A 19,406-nucleotide genomic window follows, 5' to 3' on the forward strand; every position below is an offset into this window, starting at 1 on the left:
CGGTGGGATGACCGCATGAACACCTGCCAGCCGCCGCAGCCCACCGCCCGTGCCCTGACCGGCTGGTCCCTGGCCGGGCTCCTCCTGCTCCTGCCGACCGTCGTCCTCGCGTGGGTGGCGGTGCTCGCCACCGAGCGCGGCAGCCGCTGTCTGATGTACGGCGAGCAGTGCTCCGCCGTCCCGGGCGGGGCTCTGTGGGGCTGCTTCGGGGCCGCGCCGGCCCTGGGCGCGCCGGCCCTGGCCTGGCCCCGCACCCGGTGGACCTCCGCCAGGGCCGGGGCCGTCGCCCTGCAGTGGGGCGCTCAGCTCATGCTGGGCGCCCTGATCCTCAGCGGAGCCTGATGGGGCCCCGCCCCGGCGACGGACGGGCCGGCCGCCGGGGCGTCGCAGGTGAGGTTGCGGCACACGTACGCGGCCGGCGCCCCGCCTCACGCTCGGCGCCCTGGTCCTCAGCGGAGCCTACGAGACCCCGCCCCGGCCGTCCGCGGCCCAGCTCAGCCGCCCAGTGCGGCGCGTAGCCGCTCCGGGTCGGTCGTCGGGGCGTCGCAGGTGAAGTTGCGGCACACGTACGCGGCCGGAGCCCCGCCCACCAGCGGCCGGTCGGCCAACAGCGGGAACTCGTCGCTGCCCTCGGCGCCGACGGCGACGACCGCGCCGGGCGCGGTGCCCCGCAGGGCCGTGCGGTGCAGGGCCCGGGTCGCCTCGTCGTCGAGGGCGGGGCCGACCACGGCGACCTCGCGGGGCCCGTCGAGCAGGGCCTCGGCGACGGCGAGCCCCCAGCCGATGAAGCGGGGGACGCGCGGGCCGAGCGCCTTCACCACGCCGAGGGCGTGCTCGGCGGCGGTGCGGTGCGGCTCGGAGCCGGTGTGGGCGGCGTAGGACAGCAGGGCACCCGCGGCGGCGGTCCAGCCGGACGGGGTGGCGTTGTCGGTGGGGTCCTGCGGACGGCGGATCAGCCGCTCGGCGTCGGCGGCGGTGTCGTACAGCGAGCCCGCCTCGTCGGTGAACCGGGTCAGGACGTGGTCGAGCAGCAGCCCGGCGAAGTCCAGCCAGACGCCCTCGCCGGTGACGGACGCCAGCGCCAGGAAGCCCTCGGCGACGTCGGCGTAGTCCTCCAGCACCCCGGCGTTGGCCCCGGCCTGCCCGTCCTTGCTGGTGCGGGTGAGGCGGGCGTGGTCGTCCAGGTGCACCCGGACCAGGAGGTCGGCGGCGGCGACGGCGGCCTCCACCAGGTCGGGGCGGTCGAAGCAGGCGCCGGTCTCGGCGAGCGCGGCGATCGCCAGGCCGTTCCAGGCGGCGACCACCTTGTCGTCCCGGCCGGGCGCGGGCCGCCCGGAGCGGGCGGCCAGCAGCCGCTCCCTGATCGAGGCGATCCGCCCGGCGTCGAACACGCCCTCCTGCTGCGGCAGTTGCAGGACGGAGGCGCCGTGCTCGAAGGTGCCCTCCTCCGTCACGCCGAAGTACGGGGCGGCCAGGTCGGCGTCCGCCTCGCCGAGCACCTCCCGCAGCTGGGCGGGCGTCCACACGTAGTACGCGCCCTCGACGGGCCGGCCCGTCCCGTCGTCGCTGTCGGCGTCGAGCGCGGAGGCGAACCCGCCCTCGGCGGTGCCCAGTTCGCGGACCATGAAGTCGGCGGTCTCCAGGGCGACGCGGCGGGCGAGCTCGGAGCCGGTGGAGCGCCACAGGTGGGTGTAGACCCGGCACAGCAGCGCGTTGTCGTACAGCATCTTCTCGAAGTGGGGCACGACCCAGTCGCGGTCGACGGAGTAGCGGGCGAAGCCTCCGCCGAGCTGGTCGTAGATGCCGCCGCGCGCCATGCGCTCGCACGTGTCCTGCGCCATCTGGAGGGCGCCCTCGGCGCCGGTGCGGGCGTGGTGGCGCAGCAGGAACTCGATCACCATGGACGGCGGGAACTTCGGCGCGCCGCCGAACCCGCCGCGCTGCGGGTCGTACTCCCGGGTCAGGCCGAGCAGCGCCTGCCCCAGCTCCGCCTCGCCGGGCGCCTGGGCGTCACCGTAGGAGATCTCCCGCCCGGCCAGGTCCCGCACGATCTTCCCCGCGACGTCGGTGACCTCCTCGCGCCGCTCCGCCCACGCCTGGTGGACGCCCTGGAGGACCTGCCGGAAGGACGGCATGCCGTGCCGGGGCTCGGGCGGGAAGTAGGTGCCGAAGTAGAACGGCTCGGCGTCCGGGGTGAGGAACACCGTCATGGGCCAGCCGCCCTGACCGGTCGCCGCCTGCACGGCCTCCATGTAGACGGCGTCGACGTCGGGGCGTTCCTCGCGGTCGACCTTGACGCTGACGAAGTGCGCGTTGAGGTAGTCGGCCGTCGCCTCGTCCTCGAAGGACTCGTGGGCCATGACGTGGCACCAGTGAACCAGCAGAAGACGTAAGTGACAGGACGCATAGCCCACACTCAAGAGGATGGGTACGTCCCGCCGCTTCGCTTCTGTCATCGCCTCCTCTCCCCATGGCCACCAGTCCACTGGATTGGAGGCGTGCTGGAGCAGATAAGGCGACTGGGAGTTGGCCAGTCGATTCATACCGGCATCGTCGCACGATCCGGAGCGTCCGTCCCTGCAATCGAGGGCCCGACCCGGGAGTACTTGGACGCGTACGGGTCGTAACGGGCGATCTCGCCCGCGAGGCAGGCCCGCCGGCCCGGCGCCACCCGACGGACTTCTCCGCCTCCAGCCCGACACGGATCCGCCGGCCGGAGAATACGACCTCTAACAAAAGCGGAAAGTATTGTACGAGGAATTCGCCGCAATTCAGGTGCGGCCGGGGCGTTCGCGAAGACCCCGGCCCTCTGCGGCTTGCCCGTCAAGCGGCGGCAGGCCGCGACCGAGGGAGGAAAGCCTGCCCCCATGGCGCGGCCCGTCGCGTTCTCGACCTGGCCGACACCTCACATGGCGAGGATCCCCGACTCTATGGCCCGGACAACGGCAAGAGTCCGATTCGGGCAGTTGAGCTTGGCCAAAATGATGCCGACCGTGCGTTTGACTCCGTGTTCCGAGATACTCAGCGATCGGGCGACTTGTCGGTTGCTCAGACCCTCTGCAATCAGGCGCAGCACCTGGTGTTCACGTGCCGTCAGTGCAATCGCCGCCGCGCGCTTCGAGGTGGTGTCGTCACCGGCCTGGTCGGGCGCCGTCACGGATCGCCGCGCCAGGGTCGCCGACACGTGAAATCGTCCGGCCTTCACGTCGACGATCGCTTCGCGCAGGGTCTCGGGACGGAGATCTGCCCAGTCCAGGAAGCCGTTTGCATGATCGACCCAGGCTTGCTCGACGACGTCTGCCGAATCCACCAGGATCAGCACTTGGATGTTCTGGATGCGCAGCTTTTCAGCGATCTCGCCGGGTACAGACCCCAGAGCACTGCTGTCTAAAATGACCAGCCGGCCGTAGCCGAACGCCGAGAGATCTTCGATATCCGTGATGGATCGCGCCGTCAACTGGATGCCGGGCGAACGAAGCATTCCCTCGATACTGTACCGGCGAATGTCGTCTTCGATTATCAGCGCTATCTCGGCCTGCAACAGGGATCGTCCGGCCTGCGGGGAAGCTCGCCTGCCAGGTATGTCAGGCGTCAGGTAGTCCATCCGACTGCTGTAGTTTTCGTGATTTCCACTGCTCGGGACCGGTTGCCAGGTCAACCTGTTCTTCACGCTGTCCATATCAGTGATCCCCCGTTTTCTCACATTAAAACTGGAAGGTGTGACTCCTGATAGATGAGCATGGCACGGAGTGACGGGAACTGTCCACCCCAGAATCAGCCACCGCGTGCTGGGCCGTCGGTGGACGGCGAATAAGAAGAGGTGAACGTTTCGCACAGACCGGCGAAACTGTTTGTTGTTCAACGACCCCGGCCTGATCGCGAATGCCGGGTTCATCCCGACGATCCGGTTGGCCGAGAAAGTGAAACTCGTCGGCGCGGCCAACGGCGCCGGGGGCGCCCGCGGCGACGACGCGGGCGCCGAGCCGTCAGGCGGGCTGGACGGTGATGGTGCAGTGGCGCTTGGTGGCCCGGGTCAGGGCCACGTACAAGTCTCTTTCCCCACCGGGGCGGGCCGTGATGATTTCCTCGGGGTTCACGACGACGACCCCGTCGAATTCCAGCCCGCGTGCTTCGGACGCCGGCACGATGCGTGCGTGGTGAGCGACGCCCTCGGCCGTCAGCTCGCTCACCCTGGTGTCCGCGCAGATCACTCCCAGAAGCTCGCCCGGGTGCGCGCTGCTCTGGGCGCGGAGTTCCCGAACGACGGCGGTGACCAACCCGTCCGCAGGTGCGGTCACGGTGCGAGGGCTCTCACCGCTTCGCAGTGACCGCGTGGGCTTCTGGTCCGGAGCGATCCGCGTGAGCAGGTCCTGGACGCTCTCCAGGATCTCCTGCGTCGTGCGGTAGCTGACGGTCAGGTTGTGCAGTTTGAACCGCGGTCCGACGTGGGGGCCCAGTGCTTCCTTCCAGTCGCGTGCTGTCGCGACCGGGCCCGCCTGGGCGAAGTCACCCACCAGCGTCATCGCCCTCGACGGGCAGCGGCGGACGATCATCCGCCACTGCATGGCGGTCAGTTCCTGCGCCTCGTCGACGACGACGTGCCCGTACGTCCGCTCCGGCGGGCCGTCGACCAGGCTCGCCGCCTCGTCCAGCAACGCCACGTCGGCATCGGTCCACGGGTCGTCCGGACCGCGCAGCAGAAGGGCCCGCTCCTGCGCGGTCAGGCGGGGCAGGCGCTCGGCGAGGGCGTCGGCGTTCGTCAGGAGCGCCTTCACGAGGTCACCGGGTGCCAGCCGCGGCCACAACACCTCGACCGCCCGGTCGACGGCGGCGTCGTCGAGGAGATCGGCGCGGATGGCGTCCAGGTCCAGCTCGTGGACCGGACCCGGGTCGGCCGCGCCTTCGGCACGGCGCTGGGCGGCTCCCGTGAACCGGTCGAGGTTGATGCCCGTCATCCTTTCGGCATCGGCGTCGATCTGCTCCAGGATGTCGCCCATGTCCCGTTGCATCGCGTCGGTGACGGCGTCGACCAAGAGCTCCTTGAACACCTGGCGCGCGGGGTTGTGCCCCGGTACGGCAGCCAGGGCGGCGTCGCGTGCCGTGGCGACTTCCTCGCCGGAGAGGTGAACCAGTTCCTGTCCGACCCGCACGGTGAAGTCACCGGCGGGTGCTTGGTGGAGGCGCACCAGGCCGGCCAGGGCGTCGGCGAGGTCGGAGCTGCCCTTGAGACGCGCCGTGTCGAGCGGGCCCACCGTGTCCGTGGCCACTCCGGCCAGTTCCCCGCAGGTGGCCAGAACGACGTCGTTCTCTCCGAGCGAGGGAAGGACCTGGGAGATGTAGTCGAGGAACCGGGCGTTCGGGCCCACCACCAGGACACCCTCCTCCGCGGCGCGCGGGAACGCGTACAGGACGTAGGCCGCCCGGTGCAGGGCGACCACCGTCTTGCCGGTGCCGGGCCCACCCTGCACCACGGTCACCCCGCGGTGGGCGGAGCGGACGATCTCGTCCTGCTCGGCCTGCAGCGTCGCGACGGCCGCGTGCATCCTGCCCGTACGCCGTGCCGACAGTGCCTCGGTCAACGGGCCGTCCCCCACGACGTCCTCGTCGGTCGGGGCGGTCCCGTCCAGCAGTTCGTCGCTCACCGAGACGACCGTGCGCTCCTCGAGGCGCAGGTGCCGGCGCCGCCGCAGGCCCATCGGGTGGACCGGTGTCGCTTCGTAGAAGGGCCGCGCCGCGTTCGCGCGCCAGTCCACGAGCAGAGGCAGGTCGTCCTCTTCCGTGTGCAGTCCGATCCGCCCGATGCGCAGGGCCATGCCGTCCGTCCAGTCGATGCGCCCGAAGACCAGCCCCTTTTCGGCGCCCTCCAGCCTGGCGATTTCCTTGGCCAGGCTCTCGGCGGCGATTTCCCTCTCGTATGCCTCACCGGCGCTTTCCGCCGGGGCCTTCAGCACACTCGCCCGCTGTACTCGCGCCTCGGAAATCCGCTCGGTGAGCAATTTGTACAAGGAGGACACATACTCCTGCTCCGATTCAACCGCACGCGCAGCGGAATCACTGATTTTCGACAACAGGGGTCTCCTTCGACTTCACACGGTGGTTCGAGACTCGGAGATGCGGGTCTCTTCGTAGTCCGGCTCCGGGGTCGGGCCCTTCTTCTTTCCGGCGGCAGGCAAGGTGATCAGCAGCACGGCTGCTCCGAGGAGTGCGATCGCCGCGATCCAGCCCGCGCCGACGTGCATGGCATGGATGAACGCGTTGTCAGCAGCCTGGGCAAGGGAGGGCCGGTGGATGGTGGTGGCGACGTGGCGGGCCTGTTCGGCGGAAACCCGCGCCTGATCCTGCACCGGACCGGATACGCCCTCCAGCGAAGGTTCGATCGCACGTCGGTACGTGATCGACATGATCGTGCCGCCCACGGCGATTCCGATCACGCTGCCGGTTTGCCGCACGGTGTTGGTGACGGCCGATCCCGCACCGGCCTGTTCCAACGGCAGGTCGCTGATCAATGCGGCCGTGACGGGGCCGATCACCATGCCGACCGCGAGACCCTGTACCAGCAGCAGGAGCTCGATCCAGACGAGTGGGGTGTGGAGTCCGAGGAATGCGTACCCGCCCATGGTCAGCGCGGCCACGGTGAGCGCCGGCACGGTGACAAGGCGAAGCGGCAGGCGGCGGACCAGGCGCGAGGCAAGGGGCGCCCCCGCGAGCGCGCCGAGTGCGGTCGGGATATTGGCCAAGCCCGCCTTCATCGGCGAAAATCCGAGCGCGCCTTGCAGGTAGAAGGCGTTGTAGAAGGTGATGGCGGCCACGCCGAAGAGCAGCAGTCCGAGCGCCACATTGCCGCCACCGAATGCGCGCTGGGCGAACAGTCGCGGATCGAAGCTGGGCACCTTGAGGCGCAGTTCGACGAGTACGAAAACGGCCAGCAGAACCAGACCGACGACGATCGGCGCCCAGACGTCGGTGCGACTCCACGCCGTCACCTGCCCCGCCCGGATCAGCCCGTAGGCCAATGCCACGAGCCCGCTGATCGACAGGAACATTCCAGCGGGGTCCAGTGGCCGCGCAGTGGGGCTGCGGAAATTCGGAACCAGCACGGCAAGCCCGACCAGCGCCAGTGCCGCGACCGGCACATTGATCAGAAAGACCGAGCCCCACCAGAAATGATCGAGCAAGAACCCCGCCAGTACCGGGCCGGCAGCCATTCCAACACCGGCCGACGTCGAGAAAATGCCGATCGCGGCAGCGCGCGCGGGGCCGGTAAAGGTCCACATGAGGATGGCCATCATGGCGGGCGTGATGAGCGCGCTGCCCACCCCCATCGCAGCCCGAGCCGCAATCAGCTGGCCCGCGTCGCTTGCGTACGCCGCCCACAGCGAGGACCCGGCGAAGATCACCAGCCCACTGGAAAACACAGTCCGGTGACCGAACCGGTCGCCCAATGCGCCTGCGGTGAACATCAATGTGGCGAAGGCCAGGGTGTACGAACCGGTCGCCCATTGCAGCTGACCGGGATCGGCCCCCAGGCCGCGGACCGGGTCGGCAAGGGTCTCCAGCGTTGTGCTCAGGACGGTGTTTTCTATCCAGATCAGCAGTGAACACAACATGAGAATGGAGAGAATCAACTGCTGCCTGGACTTCGGCAACGCCGGGGGCGCGGTCATGAACACCTTCGGATATCGATCGGCGGGGACGTGACCGACTGGAATATAAGCAAGCCCCACAACGCTGTCAAGCTTGGATTTTCTCGCCCAAAGCTGTTGCGACCGAACGAAGGATATGCCTCTGCCAGATTTGCGGACTGAGCAGTTTTGTGCCTCTGCCAGATTTGCGGACTGAGTTTTTTTGTGTCTCTGACGGATTTAACTTCCGGAGGGTTGCGACGCAGCGGATTTCATGCCTCCGGGGAGCCGTCGAGGTCTCTCGACGGCTCCCAGAGGCCCAGAACCCTCAACCCGGGCACCGCGTGCCGATCACGCAGATATCAATGGCCGCTGAGCGAGTCGAGCCAGCGCCGGAGGTGCGCGGCGGTCTCTGCTGCCTGTTCCTCGACGATCGAGAAGTGGTCTGCCTCGATGTACTCGGCCGGTCCACGGTGTTGCCAGTCGGGGACGGGGTCGACGTCCCCGAAGCCGCTCAGTGTCACGGTGGCCCTCAGATTCAGCGTCGGCGCGGCGATCGGCTCGGCCTCGCGCTCGGGATATATCCGCACGTAGCCACCCATGGAGACCAGGCCGTGGTCGTCGACGGGGGTCAGTGCGTTGTCCCGGGACAGGATCTGCCCCAGCGCGTCGGTGAGCACGAGGCGGTTGAGTTCGTGCTCTTCCGGGGAGTAGGTGTCGATCATCGCGACGCCCGCGAGCTCGCCGCCGTCGTCTTCGAGCCGCCGGGCGACCGCATGGGCGAGCGCACCACCGGCCGAATAGCCGATGAGCGCCACCGGACCTCGCTCCAGTTCCGGTGCGACGGCCGCGGCGAGGCTCTCGATCGCCGCCGCCCATGTCGCCGGCAGGTCGTCGCCCGCGCGCATGCCGGGCAGCCGCAACGCACTGACCTGCCGCTCGCCGCCCAGTTCGCGGGCCAGGCGGGCGAACTGGTGCGGGCCCGATCCCGCCAGGAACGAGGGGATGCAGACCAGTGCCGGTGCCGCGGCGCCGCGCGCCAGGAGCTGCGCGGACGGGCACTGTGCGGCGGCCTCGTCGGCGGAGTACGTGGTCATCAGGGCCGAGCTCGTGATCAGCAGGGGCATCGCCCCTGCCAGCTCACCGCGGCCATGCGCCGCCGACACCAGGTCGGTGATCGTGCCGCGCACGCCGGCCGGTGCCTGCTCGGCCACGCCGGTGCCGGATTCCTCGATCCGCGACCGCACCAGTTTCGCCACGTCGGCGGCGGTCGGATGGTCGAAGATCAGCGTCGACGGCAGCGTCAGCCCGGTCAGCTGTGCGAGCCGGTTCCGGAATTCGACGGCACCGAGGGAGTCGAAACCCAGCTCGGTGAACGGCGCGTTCGGGTCGATCGCGTCGCCGGACAGGTGGCCGAGGACCGCCGAGGCGACGTTGCGCACCTCTCGCAGGACCACACCGTCGCGGTCGGCGTCGGGCAGTGCGGCCAGCTGCCGCGCCAGGCCGACACCGGTGCTCGCGGCGGCCGGGGGAACCCGGATCATGCCGCGCAGTACCGCGGGCAGTGTGCCGCCGCGCGCCAGATCGGTGAGCGCCGCCGTGTCCAGCAGTGCCGTCGTCGGTGTCGCCCGGTGGGTCGCGAGTGCGTTGTCGAACAGCGCCATCCCGGAACCCGGGTCGATCGGGACCAGGCCCAGCCTGGCCCGGATCTGGCGGGCGTACTGCTCGGCATCGTCCCCGCCGAGTACCCCGGCCATGCCGACGGTCCACAGTCCCCAGGCCAGTGAGTGCGCGGGCAGGCCCGCGCTGCGCCGCAGGCGTGCCAGCGCGTCCAGCGCGCTGTTCGCGGCGGCGTAGTTGCCCTGTCCTTGTCCGCCGAGCAGCGGCGCCGCGGACGAGAACAGTACGAACGCCGACAGGTCCAGGTCGCGGGTCAGCTCGTGCAGGTGCAGTGCCGCGTCGGCTTTCGGTGCCAGCACCCGTGTCGTCTGCTCGGTGGTCAGCGTGTCGAGCGTGCCGTCGTCCAGGACGCCCGCCGCATGGATCACGGCGGTCAGCGGGGCGTCGGCGTCGATGCCGGCCAGCAGGGCCTGGACCGCGGTGCGTTCGGTGACATCGCACGCCACGACCCGGACGTGGGCGCCGAGGCCGGTCAGCTCGGCGGCCAGTTCGGCGGCGCCGTCCGCGGCGGCACCGCGCCGCGATGCCAGCACCAGCCGTCGTGCGCCGTGCGCCGCGACCAGGTGCCGGGCGACGATCGCACCGATGCCGCCGGTGCCGCCGGTGATGAGCACGGTGCCGCGGTCGAACGAGGGGGGCGCGCCCGGTTCGGTGGCGGGCAGCGGCTGCAGTCGCGGTGCCAGGAGCCGGCCCTCGCGAACGGCCATGTGCGGTTCGTCCCGGGCCACGGCGTCGGCGAGCGACGTGATCGGCAGGGCGTCGCCGTCGTGGTCGATGAGCAGGAACCGGCCCGGGTGCTCGGACTGTGCGCTGCGCACCAGGCCCGCCACGGCCGCTCCGACCAGGTCGGGTTCCTCGCCGGGCAGTCCGGCGGCCGTGCGCGTCACGATCGCGAGCCGGCCGGGATGTTCGGCGCCTATCCAGCCCTGCAACAGCGCGAGCGCCGTCAGCACGCCGGCGTGTACGTCCGCCGCGCCGGCACCGGTTCCGCGGGGCGCCGTCCACACCACCGTGTCGGGAACCTCCCGCAGCCCGGCGAGTTCCGTGAGATCGACACAGCTTGCCGGGGGCTCGGGGGCCTCGACGGTCGCCGGGTCGCCGAGCACCACGATGCGCCCGGGGTCCGCTGCGGAGACGGCGGGCACGGCGACCCACTCGACGTCGAACAACGGTGCCGCGCCGCGCAGCCGGGCCAGCGCCTGCCGCTCGATCGGGCGGACCCGCACCGACTCCATGCTCAGTACGAGGGCACCGGTCGCGTCGACCGCGTCCACGCGGAAGGTGTCCGGTGCGGTGCGGGCGATGCGGGCGCGCAGGGCACCCGCGCCGGACTGTGCCAGCTGGACACCTTCGAAGGCGAAGGGCAGTGGCACCCGGCCGTCGGACGCGCCCTCGGCGGGACGGTCGACAGCCGCGTGGAACACCGCGTCCAGCAGTGCCGGATGCAGCCCGAAGGCGGTGGCGCGCGCCGCGGTGTCGGTGTCGAGCGCCAGGTCGACGAAGACTTCCTCCCCACGCGACCACGCGGCGCGAACACCCTGGAACACCGGGCCGTACCCGAAGCCGAGGTCGCCGAGCGCGCGGTACACCTGCTGCCCGTCGACCGGATCGCCCGCAACGGGAGGCCACACCTGGGACCAGCCCGGTGCCGCGGCCGGTGCGGCGGGCGTCAGCAGGCCACGGGCATGCAGCACCCAGGCGTCGGCGGCGCGGGCGTGGACGGCGACGGTCCGGTGCCCGTCGGCGTCGGGTTCGCCCACCGCGAGCTGAATGTCCGCGGCACCCTCGGGCGTGAGAACCAGCGGTGCTTCGAGCACCAGTTCCGCCAGGCGCGGCACGCCGAGCCGGGCACCGGCGGCCAGGGCCAGTTCCACGAATCCGGTACCCGGCATCACGACCGCGGCGAAGACGGCGTGGTCGGCAAGCCATGGGTGCGTGCGCAGCGAGAGCCTGCCGGTGAACAGCCACTCGTCCTTGCCGGCGAGCTGCACCTGGGCGTGCAGCAGGGGATGGCCGACGGAGTCGGCACCGGCGAGCGGCGCGGCGGCCTCCGCGGGCAGCAGCCAGAATCGTTCGTGCTGGAAGGGATAGGTGGGCAACGTGGTGCGTGCCTGCGGCCGAGCTCCGAAGTAGGCCGCCCACCGCACCGGCCGGCCCGCGCAGTGAGCGGTTGCCAGCGCGGCGACCAGCTGCTCGGGTTCGGCGACTGTGCGACGGGATCCCGCGACCACCGATGCGTGCGCCGCAGGGTCTGTCGCCAGCGTGGCGCGGGTCATGGTCGTCAGCACCGCGTCCGGGCCCAGCTCGACGAACAGGCGCGCACCCGAAGCGAACAGTGACTGCACCGCCGGGGCGAAGCGCACCGCCTCGCGCACCTGCCGTACCCAGTACTCGGGCGTACTCACCGATGCGTCGGCGAATGTGCCGGAAACCGTGGAGCACAAGGGTATGCGCGGCTCGTGATACGTCAGGCCCGCGGCGATCTCCGCGAACTCGGTCAGCATCGGGTCCATCAGGGCGGAGTGGAACGCGTGGCTCACCCGCAGCCTGCTGGTCTTGATGCCCTCGGCCGCCAGCCTCGACTCGAGCGCCGATACGGCCTCGGTGTTTCCGGAGAAGACCACCGCATCGGGGGCGTTCACAGCGGCCAGCGAGACCGACTCGGCCGCCGGACCGCCATGACCCGCCGCCAGCAGCTCCGCGGCCCGCCCCTCCGGCACCGCGGCGGCCAGCATGCTCCCGCCTTCCGGCAGCGCCCCCATCAACCGCCCCCGGGCCGCGACGAGTCTGCACGCGTCCGACAACGACCACACACCGGCCACGTAGGCCGCGGCCAGCTCGCCGATCGAATGCCCGGCCACCGCGTCCGGCGTCACGCCCAGCGACTCGACGAGGCGATACATCGCCACTTCGAAGGCGAACAGCGCGGGCTGGGTGTACTCGGTGCGGTCCAGCAGAGCCTCGGCAGTCGCGCCGGACATCACGTCCCGCAGCGGATGCCCCAGGTGTGCGTCGAACTCCGCGCACACCTCGTCGAGCGCGGCCGCGAACGCCGGGAACGCCCGGTACAGGTCAGCGCCCATCCCGGTCCGCTGGGCGCCCTGACCGGTGAACAGGAACGCCGTCGTGCCCGTCCGGCCGGCGCCGTCCACGATGCCCGGTCCCGGCTCGTCGGCCGCCAGGCGCGCCAAGGCCGCCAGCAGCGTCTCCCGGTCCGGGCCCACGACGGCGGCGCGCTGCTCGAACTGCGCGCGGTGCAGCGCCAGCGTCACCGCGACGTCGGCCGGGTCCAGCTCCGGACGTTCGCTCAGCGCGTCGTGCAGACGGCGCGCCTGGGTCCGCAGCGCGGCGGTCGTCCGCGCGGACAGCAGCAACGGCAGGGCCGCCGGGCGCGGTGGCTCGACCGGCCGCGGCGGGACCGCGGGCGCCTCTTCGAGGATCACGTGCGCGTTGGTCCCGCTGATCCCGAACGACGACACTCCCGCCCGGCGCGGACGCTCCCCGGCCGGCCACGGCTCGGCCTCGGTCAGGATCCGTACCGCGCCCGCCGACCACTCCACGTGCGGCGACGGCGCGTCGACGTGCAGGGTGGGCGGCAACACCTCGTGCCGCAGCGCCTGCACCATCTTGATCACACCGCCGACACCGGCAGCCGCCTGCGTGTGCCCGATGTTCGACTTCAACGACCCGATCCGCAGCGGCTCGGCGCGATCCTGTCCGTAGGCGTTGATCAGCGCCTGCGCCTCGATCGGGTCACCCAGCGTGGTGCCGGTGCCGTGCGCCTCCACCGCGTCCACCTCGGCCGCGGCCACCCCCGCGTTGACCAGTGCCTGCGCGATCACCCGCTCCTGGGACGGACCGTTCGGTGCGGTCAGGCCGTTGCTCGCACCGTCCTGATTGATCGCGCTGCCGCGGATCACGGCCAGCACCGGGCGCCCGTTGCGCTGCGCGTCGGACAACCGCTCCAGGGCGAGCACGCCGACGCCCTCGGACCACGAGACACCGTCCGCGGCACTCGAGAACGCCTTGCAGCGCCCGTCCGGTGACAGCGCCCGCTGCCGGGAGAACTCCAGGAACAGCAGCGGAGTCGACATGACCGTCACCCCGCTGGCCAGGACCAGCGACGTCTCCCCGGCGCGCAGTGCCTGCACCGCCAGGTGCAGGGCCACCAGCGACGACGAACATGCCGTGTCCACCGTCACCGCGGGTCCTTCCAGACCGAGGGCGTAGGACACCCGGCCGGAGACGACGCTGCCGGCCGATCCGGTCGCCAGGTAGCCTTCCGCGGCACCGTCGGCGGCCTCGCGCGCCGTGTGGCCGTAGTCCTGGTACATGACGCCCGCGTACACCCCGGTGTCGCTGCCCCGCAGTGAGGTCGGATCGATACCGGCGTCTTCGAGCGCTTCCCAGGACGCCTCGAGCAGCAGCCGCTGCTGCGGGTCCATCGCCGCTGCCTCACGGGGTCCGATGCCGAAGAAGGCGGCATCGAAATCACCCGCGGCATGCAGGAATCCGCCTTCCCGGGTGTAGATCTTGCCGGGTTTGCCGGGCTCGGAGTCGTACAGGTGGTCGGGGTCCCAGCCGCGGTCGCCCGGGATCGGGGTGATCGCGTCGACGCGCCCGGCGATCAGTTCCCACAGCTGGTCGGGATTCTCGACGCCGCCCGGATACCGGCAGCTCATGCCGACGATCGCGATCGGCTCGTCGGCCCTGGATTTCGCCCTGGCCGAGGCGGTGCGCGGTCGCGTCGGCGCCGAACCGTCGACCCGGGTACGCAGGAAGCCCGCGACAGCGGCGGTGGTGGGGTAGTCGAAGACCAGCGTGGACGGAAGCTGAACACCGGTGGCGGCGGTCACCTTGTTGCGGAACTCGACTCCGCCGAGCGAGTCGAAGCCCAGTTCCGTGAACGGTGTCTCGGGGTCGATGGCGTCGGCCGACTCGTGGCCGAGGACCCCGGCGGCGATCGCGCGGACCTCCTCGCGGATCAGCGCCTCCCACTGGTCGTCGGGGGCGTCGAGCAACCGCTGTCGCAAGGGGCCGTCGTCGATCCGGCCGCGCGACGGTACGTGGATCAGGCCGCGCAGCACCGCGGGCAGCGTGCCGAGCCGGCCCAGCGCGGTGAGGGCGGGGGTGTCGAGCAGCGCGGTCATCAGCATCGGTTCGCCGCTGTTCAACGCGTCGTCGAACATCTGCATGCCGGTGTCCGGCTCGATCGGGGACAGACCGAGACGCGTGCGGATCTGCCGCGCCAGATGTTCGGCACCCGGGTCGTTCAGTGCCTCGGCCATGCCGCGCCTCCACAGCCCCCAGGCCAGCGAGTGCGCTGGCAGACCGGCGCTGCGGCGCGCCCGGGCGAGCGCGTCCATCGCCGCGTTCGCGGCCGCGTAGTTGCCCTGGCCCTGCCCACCGAGCAGCGGCCCGGCGGAGGAGAACAGCACGAACGCCGACAGGTCCAGGTCGCGGGTGAGCTCGTGCAGATGCCAGGCGGCATCGACCTTCGGGGCGAGCACCCGGTCCACCTGCTCGGCGGTCAGGGTTTCGATGGTGCCGTCGTCGGCCACGCCCGCGGTGTGCACGACGGCGGTCAGCGGTTCGTGCGCCGGTACGGATTCCAGCAGCGCCGCGACCGCGGCACGGTCGCTGACATCGCACGCGGCGACGCGTACCTCGGCGCCCAGCGCGGTCAGCTCGGTGACCAGCTCCTCGACGCCCGGCGCGGCGGAGCCACGGCGCGAGACGAGCAGCAGTCTGCGCACCCCGTGCCGGGTGACCAGGTGGCGTGCGGTGACGGCGCCCAGTCCGCCTGCGCCGCCGGTGATCAGGACCGTGCCGTCACCGAAGGGCTCGCCGGTCGGTTCGGCGGTGGCCGCACGAACCAGCCGCGGTGCCACCGTGGCGCCGTCGCGGATCGCGAGCTGTGGTTCGTCCATGGCGACCGCGGCGGCGATCCGCTGGTGCAGGTCCGCGGGGTCGCTGTCGTCGAGATCGACGTTCACGATGCGCCCCGGATGTTCCGACTGCGCACTGCGCACCAGGCCGCGGACGGCCGCTGCCGCGGGGTCCGGCGTCTCACCGGGCAGTCCTGCTCCGTTGCGGGTCAGCACGATCAGCGTCGAGTCGGCGCAGCCCGGTTCGGCGAGCCAGTCGCGCAGCACCGCGAGGGCGCCCAGCACGGCGGTGCGGATGGTCGCGGGGACGTCGTCGCCGTCCGCCGACGCCGTCTCGGGCGACCAGACGACAGCCGCGCCTGTGCGGCCCCCGCCGGTCGCGAACGCCGCGACGTCCTCGAACGTCTCGGTGCAGCCTGCGACGGGCCGGCCCAGTGCGACCAGGTGCCGGTCCGACGCCGCGGGTGCCGTCACCGGCGTCCAGTCGAGAACGTAGAGCGGGCTGCGGGCACCGGCGAGAGCGCGCGCGTCCGCGGGGCGGGCGAGCACGGCGTCGATCGACAGCACCGCGGCGCCGGTGGCGTCGCAGGCGTCGATGCGCACCTTCTCGGGACCCGAACGGATGATGCGGGCGCGGACCGCGGTGGCGCCGTGCCGGAACACACGGACGCCGCCGAAGGAGAACGGAAGCGGCAGCCTGCCGTCGGGCAGGTCGTCGGCGAGCACATCGATGGCGGCGTGGAAGGTCGCGTCCAGGAGCGCCGGATGCACCCCGAAGCCCGCCGCCCGGCCCGCTGTCGTCTCGTCCAGGGTCACCTCGGCGAACACGTCGTCACCGCTGGTCCAGGCGGCGCGCACGCCCTGGAAGCTCGGGCCGTAGCCGAATCCCAGGTCGGCGAGCCGGTCGTACAGACGCGTTCCGTCGACCGGCGTGGCGTCGGCCGGCGGCCAGTCGGGGTCGGTCCAGGCCGGCGTCACGCCGTCGGCGGGGGCGAGGGTGCCGGTGGCGTGCAGCGTCCAGTCCGGCTCGCCCGGGCTGGACGGCGCGGTGCCGGTGACGGCACGCGAGTGGATCGCGAGGCGTCGGCGGCCGGTGTGGTCGGGCTCGCTCACCGAGACCTGCACGTCCACGGCAGCGGCGCCGTCGAACAGCAGCGGCGTCGACAGGACGAGTTCGTCCACGACGGGCAGTTCCAGGCGGCGGCCCGCGGCCAACGCGAGGTCCACGAACCCGGTGCCGGGCAGGAGCACCGTTCCGAAGGCCGTGTGGTCGGCGATCCACGGCTGGTCGGTGGTGGAGAGCCTGCCGCTGAAGAGCCATTCGTCGCGGCCGGCGAGCGGCGCGGCGACGCGCAGCATCGGATGGTCGAGCGCGGAGAGACCGGCGCGGCCCATGTCACCGAGCGTGTCGTCGTCGGGCTGCACCCAGTAACGGCGGTGCTGGAAGGCGTAGACAGGCAGGTCGAGGTGGGTGACCGGCCTTCCTGGTGCCAGCGGAGCCCAGTCGACGGTGACGCCCGAGCAATGGGCGGCGGCGAGCAACCGCAGGAACTGGCCGGCCTCGTCGACGCCGCGCCGTGACGCCGCCGCGACCAGCGAGCGGGACGCCACCTCGTCGGTCACCGTCTGGCGGGTCAGCGCCGCCAGCACCGCGTCCGGACCCACCTCGACGAACCGGCGCACGCCGGCGTCGACGAGTGACCGCACCGCCGGGGCGAACCGCACGGCCTCGCGCACCTGCCGCACCCAGTACTGCGGCGTCAGCAGCTCGGGACCGGCCGGCGCACCGGACACCGTGGAGCACACGCCGATGCGGGGCGCCCGGTACGCCACCGACCTGGCGACCTGCTCGTACTCGGCGAGCATCGGCTCCATCAACGCCGAATGGAAGGCGTGGCTGACCGTCAGCCGGGTCGTCTTCACACCCTCGTCCGCCAGCCGGCCCTCCAGTGCGGCGATCGCCGCCGTCTCGCCCGAGAACACCACCGCCGCAGGGGCGTTCACGGCCGCCAGCGAGACCGTCCCGGCCGCGAGCAGTTCCCGCGCCCGCTCCTCCGGCACCGCGGCGGCGAGCATGGCTCCATCGCTCGGCAGCGCGCCCATCAAGCGGCCGCGGGCGGCAACGAGCCGGCACGCGTCGGCCGGCGACCACACCCCGGCCACATGGGCCGCGGCCAGCTCACCGATCGAATGCCCGACCACCACGTCCGGGGTCACGCCGAACGACTCCAGGAGGCGGTACAGCGCCACCTCGAACGCGAACAGCGCGGGCTGCGTGAACTCCGTCCGGTCGAGCAGGGCCATGCGCTCGGTGTCGCCGACGCCGCTCCCGGCACCACCGGTCTCGCCGAACATGACCTCGCGCAGCGACACCCCCAGCAGGGCATCGAATTCCGCGCACACCTCGTCGAGGGCAGCGGCGAACACGGGGAACGCGGCGGCCAGCCCCGCGCCCATGCCGACGCGCTGCGCGCCCTGACCGGTGAACAGGAAGGCCGTCTCGCCGGTGGCGGCGACGCCCGACACCACATGCGGGGATGCCGAGCCCTCGGCCAGGGCCGTGAGGCCGGCGAGCAGAGCGGCCCGGTCGGCGCCGAGCACCGCGCCGCGCCGGCCCAGCCGAGCGCGCGCGGAGGTCAGGACGGCAGCGACATCGGCGTCCTCCACCTCGGGGTGGTCGGCGAGCCAGGCCAGCAGCCGGCTCGCCTGTGCCCGTAGCGCGGTCTCCGACTTGGCCGAGAGCAACCACGGTGCCGGCGGCGTCGCCGGGCCCGTCTCCGACTGCTGTACGGCGGCATCCGGTCCTGTCACCGGATCGGCGGCACGGTCGCGCGGCGCCTCTTCGAGGATCACGTGGGCGTTGGTCCCGCTGATCCCGAAGGACGACACCCCAGTCCGACGCGGACGATCGAGCTCCGGCCACTGCTGAGCCCGCGTCAGCAGTTTCACCGTGCCCGCCGACCAGTCGACCTCGGGGGTCGGCTCGTCCACGTGCAACGTCGAGGGCATGACCCCGTTGCGCATCGCCATGACCATCTTGATCACGCCCGCGACACCCGCGGCGGCCTGCGTGTGACCGATGTTCGACTTGACGGAACCCAACCACAACGGGTTGTCGGCTCCACGGGCCTGGCCGTAAGCGGACAGCAGCGCCTGGGCCTCGATCGGATCACCCAGCCGCGTACCCGTACCGTGCGCCTCCACGACGTCCACCTCGGACGCCGACAGCCGCGCGTTGGCCAACGCGGCCCGTATGACCCGCTCCTGCGCAGGCCCGTTCGGCGCAGTCAGCTGGCTGCTCGCACCGTCCTGGTTGACCGCGGAACCACGGATCACCGCGAGTACCCGGTGCCCGTTGCGCTCCGCGTCCGACAGCCGCTCCAGCACCAGCACGCCGACGCCCTCGGCCCAGCCCGTGCCGTCCGCCGACGAGGAGAACGCCTTGCACCGCCCGTCCGGCGACAGCCCACGCTGCCGGGAGAACTCCACGAACGTGCCCGGTGTCGCCATCACCGTCACACCACCGGCGAGCGCCATCGAACACTCGCCCTGACGCAGCGACTGAGCGGCGAGATGAAGCGCGACCAGCGAGGACGAGCACGCGGTGTCGACCGTCACCGCCGGCCCCTCCAGGCCGAAGGTATAGGCCAGACGCCCCGACGCGACGCTGCCCGCGCTTCCGGTCAGCAGGTAGCCCTCGAAGTCCTCGGGCGCACTGGGGACCCGGGAGCCGTAGTCGTCGTACATGACGCCCATGTACACCCCGGTACGGGTGCTCCTCAGCGCGGTCGGGGCGATGCCCGCGTGCTCGAAGGCCTCCCAGCTCGTCTCCAGCAGCAACCGCTGCTGGGGATCCATCGCCGCGGCCTCGCGAGGACTGATGCCGAAGAACTCGGCGTCGAACCGGTCCGCCTCGTACAGGAAGCCGCCTTCGCGGGCGTACGAGGTCCCGAGGTGGTCGGGGTCCGGGTGGTACAGGTTCTCCAGGTCCCAGCCGCGGCCCTCCGGGAAGGGACCGACCGCGTCGCGTCCGGCGCTCAGCAGCTCCCACAGGTCTTCCGGGGAGGCGACACCGCCCGGGAGCCGGCATGCCATGCCCACGATCGCGATCGGCTCGTGTGCGCGCTCCTCCAGATCCTGCACACGCTGACGGCTCTCCCGCAGGTCGACCGTTGCCCGCTTGAGGTAGTGGCGAAGTTTCTGCTCGTTGCTCATG

General features: G+C 71.6%; 6 protein-coding genes. 1 reads left to right on the forward strand and 5 read right to left on the reverse strand.

Going from position 1 to position 19,406, the window contains the following annotated elements; genetic code table 11:
- Nucleotides 1–15 precede the first annotated feature (15 nt).
- Nucleotides 16–342 (forward strand): hypothetical protein, encoded by a 327-nt coding sequence (locus tag H0H10_RS28075; protein WP_188183933.1) that lies wholly within the window; start codon nucleotides 16–18, stop codon nucleotides 340–342.
- A gap of 152 nt (nucleotides 343–494) precedes the next feature.
- Here H0H10_RS28075 and H0H10_RS28080 read toward each other — a convergent pair whose 3' ends face one another.
- From H0H10_RS28080 to H0H10_RS28100, 5 genes are all read right to left on the reverse strand, one after another.
- Entirely contained in the window at nucleotides 495–2,543 is a 2,049-nt protein-coding gene (locus H0H10_RS28080) for a thioredoxin domain-containing protein (RefSeq protein ID WP_188183934.1), read from the reverse strand.
- Between the two features lie 362 nt (nucleotides 2,544–2,905).
- On the reverse strand, nucleotides 2,906–3,604 hold the full coding sequence (locus H0H10_RS28085; RefSeq protein WP_188183935.1) for a response regulator transcription factor: 699 nt from the start codon (nucleotides 3,602–3,604) through the stop codon (nucleotides 2,906–2,908).
- Nucleotides 3,605–3,986: 382 nt separating this feature from the next.
- Nucleotides 3,987–6,068, reverse strand: coding sequence for an AAA family ATPase (locus tag H0H10_RS28090; RefSeq protein ID WP_507227372.1), 2,082 nt, complete (start codon nucleotides 6,066–6,068; stop codon nucleotides 3,987–3,989).
- A gap of 18 nt (nucleotides 6,069–6,086) precedes the next feature.
- Entirely contained in the window at nucleotides 6,087–7,664 is a 1,578-nt protein-coding gene (locus H0H10_RS28095) for an MFS transporter (protein WP_188183937.1), read from the reverse strand.
- A 320-nt stretch (nucleotides 7,665–7,984) separates the two neighbouring features.
- Nucleotides 7,985–19,405, reverse strand: a complete 11,421-nt coding sequence (locus H0H10_RS28100; protein ID WP_223180523.1) for an SDR family NAD(P)-dependent oxidoreductase — start codon at nucleotides 19,403–19,405, stop codon at nucleotides 7,985–7,987.
- Nucleotide 19,406 lies beyond the last annotated feature (1 nt).

It is taken from the genome of Streptomyces griseicoloratus (assembly GCF_014534645.1).
Taxonomy (GTDB): domain Bacteria; phylum Actinomycetota; class Actinomycetes; order Streptomycetales; family Streptomycetaceae; genus Streptomyces; species Streptomyces griseicoloratus.

Bases quoted from the DNA above. Each gene is read 5' to 3' on its own strand.
- H0H10_RS28075 (WP_188183933.1), top strand. From the start codon at position 16: ATGAACACCTGCCAGCCGCCGCAGCCCACCGCCCGTGCCCTGACCGGC.
- H0H10_RS28095 (WP_188183937.1), bottom strand. From the start codon at position 7,664: ATGACCGCGCCCCCGGCGTTGCCGAAGTCCAGGCAGCAGTTGATTCTC.
- H0H10_RS28085 (WP_188183935.1), bottom strand. From the start codon at position 3,604: ATGGACTACCTGACGCCTGACATACCTGGCAGGCGAGCTTCCCCGCAG.
- H0H10_RS28080 (WP_188183934.1), bottom strand. From the start codon at position 2,543: ATGAATCGACTGGCCAACTCCCAGTCGCCTTATCTGCTCCAGCACGCC.
- H0H10_RS28100 (WP_223180523.1), bottom strand. From the start codon at position 19,405: ATGAGCAACGAGCAGAAACTTCGCCACTACCTCAAGCGGGCAACGGTC.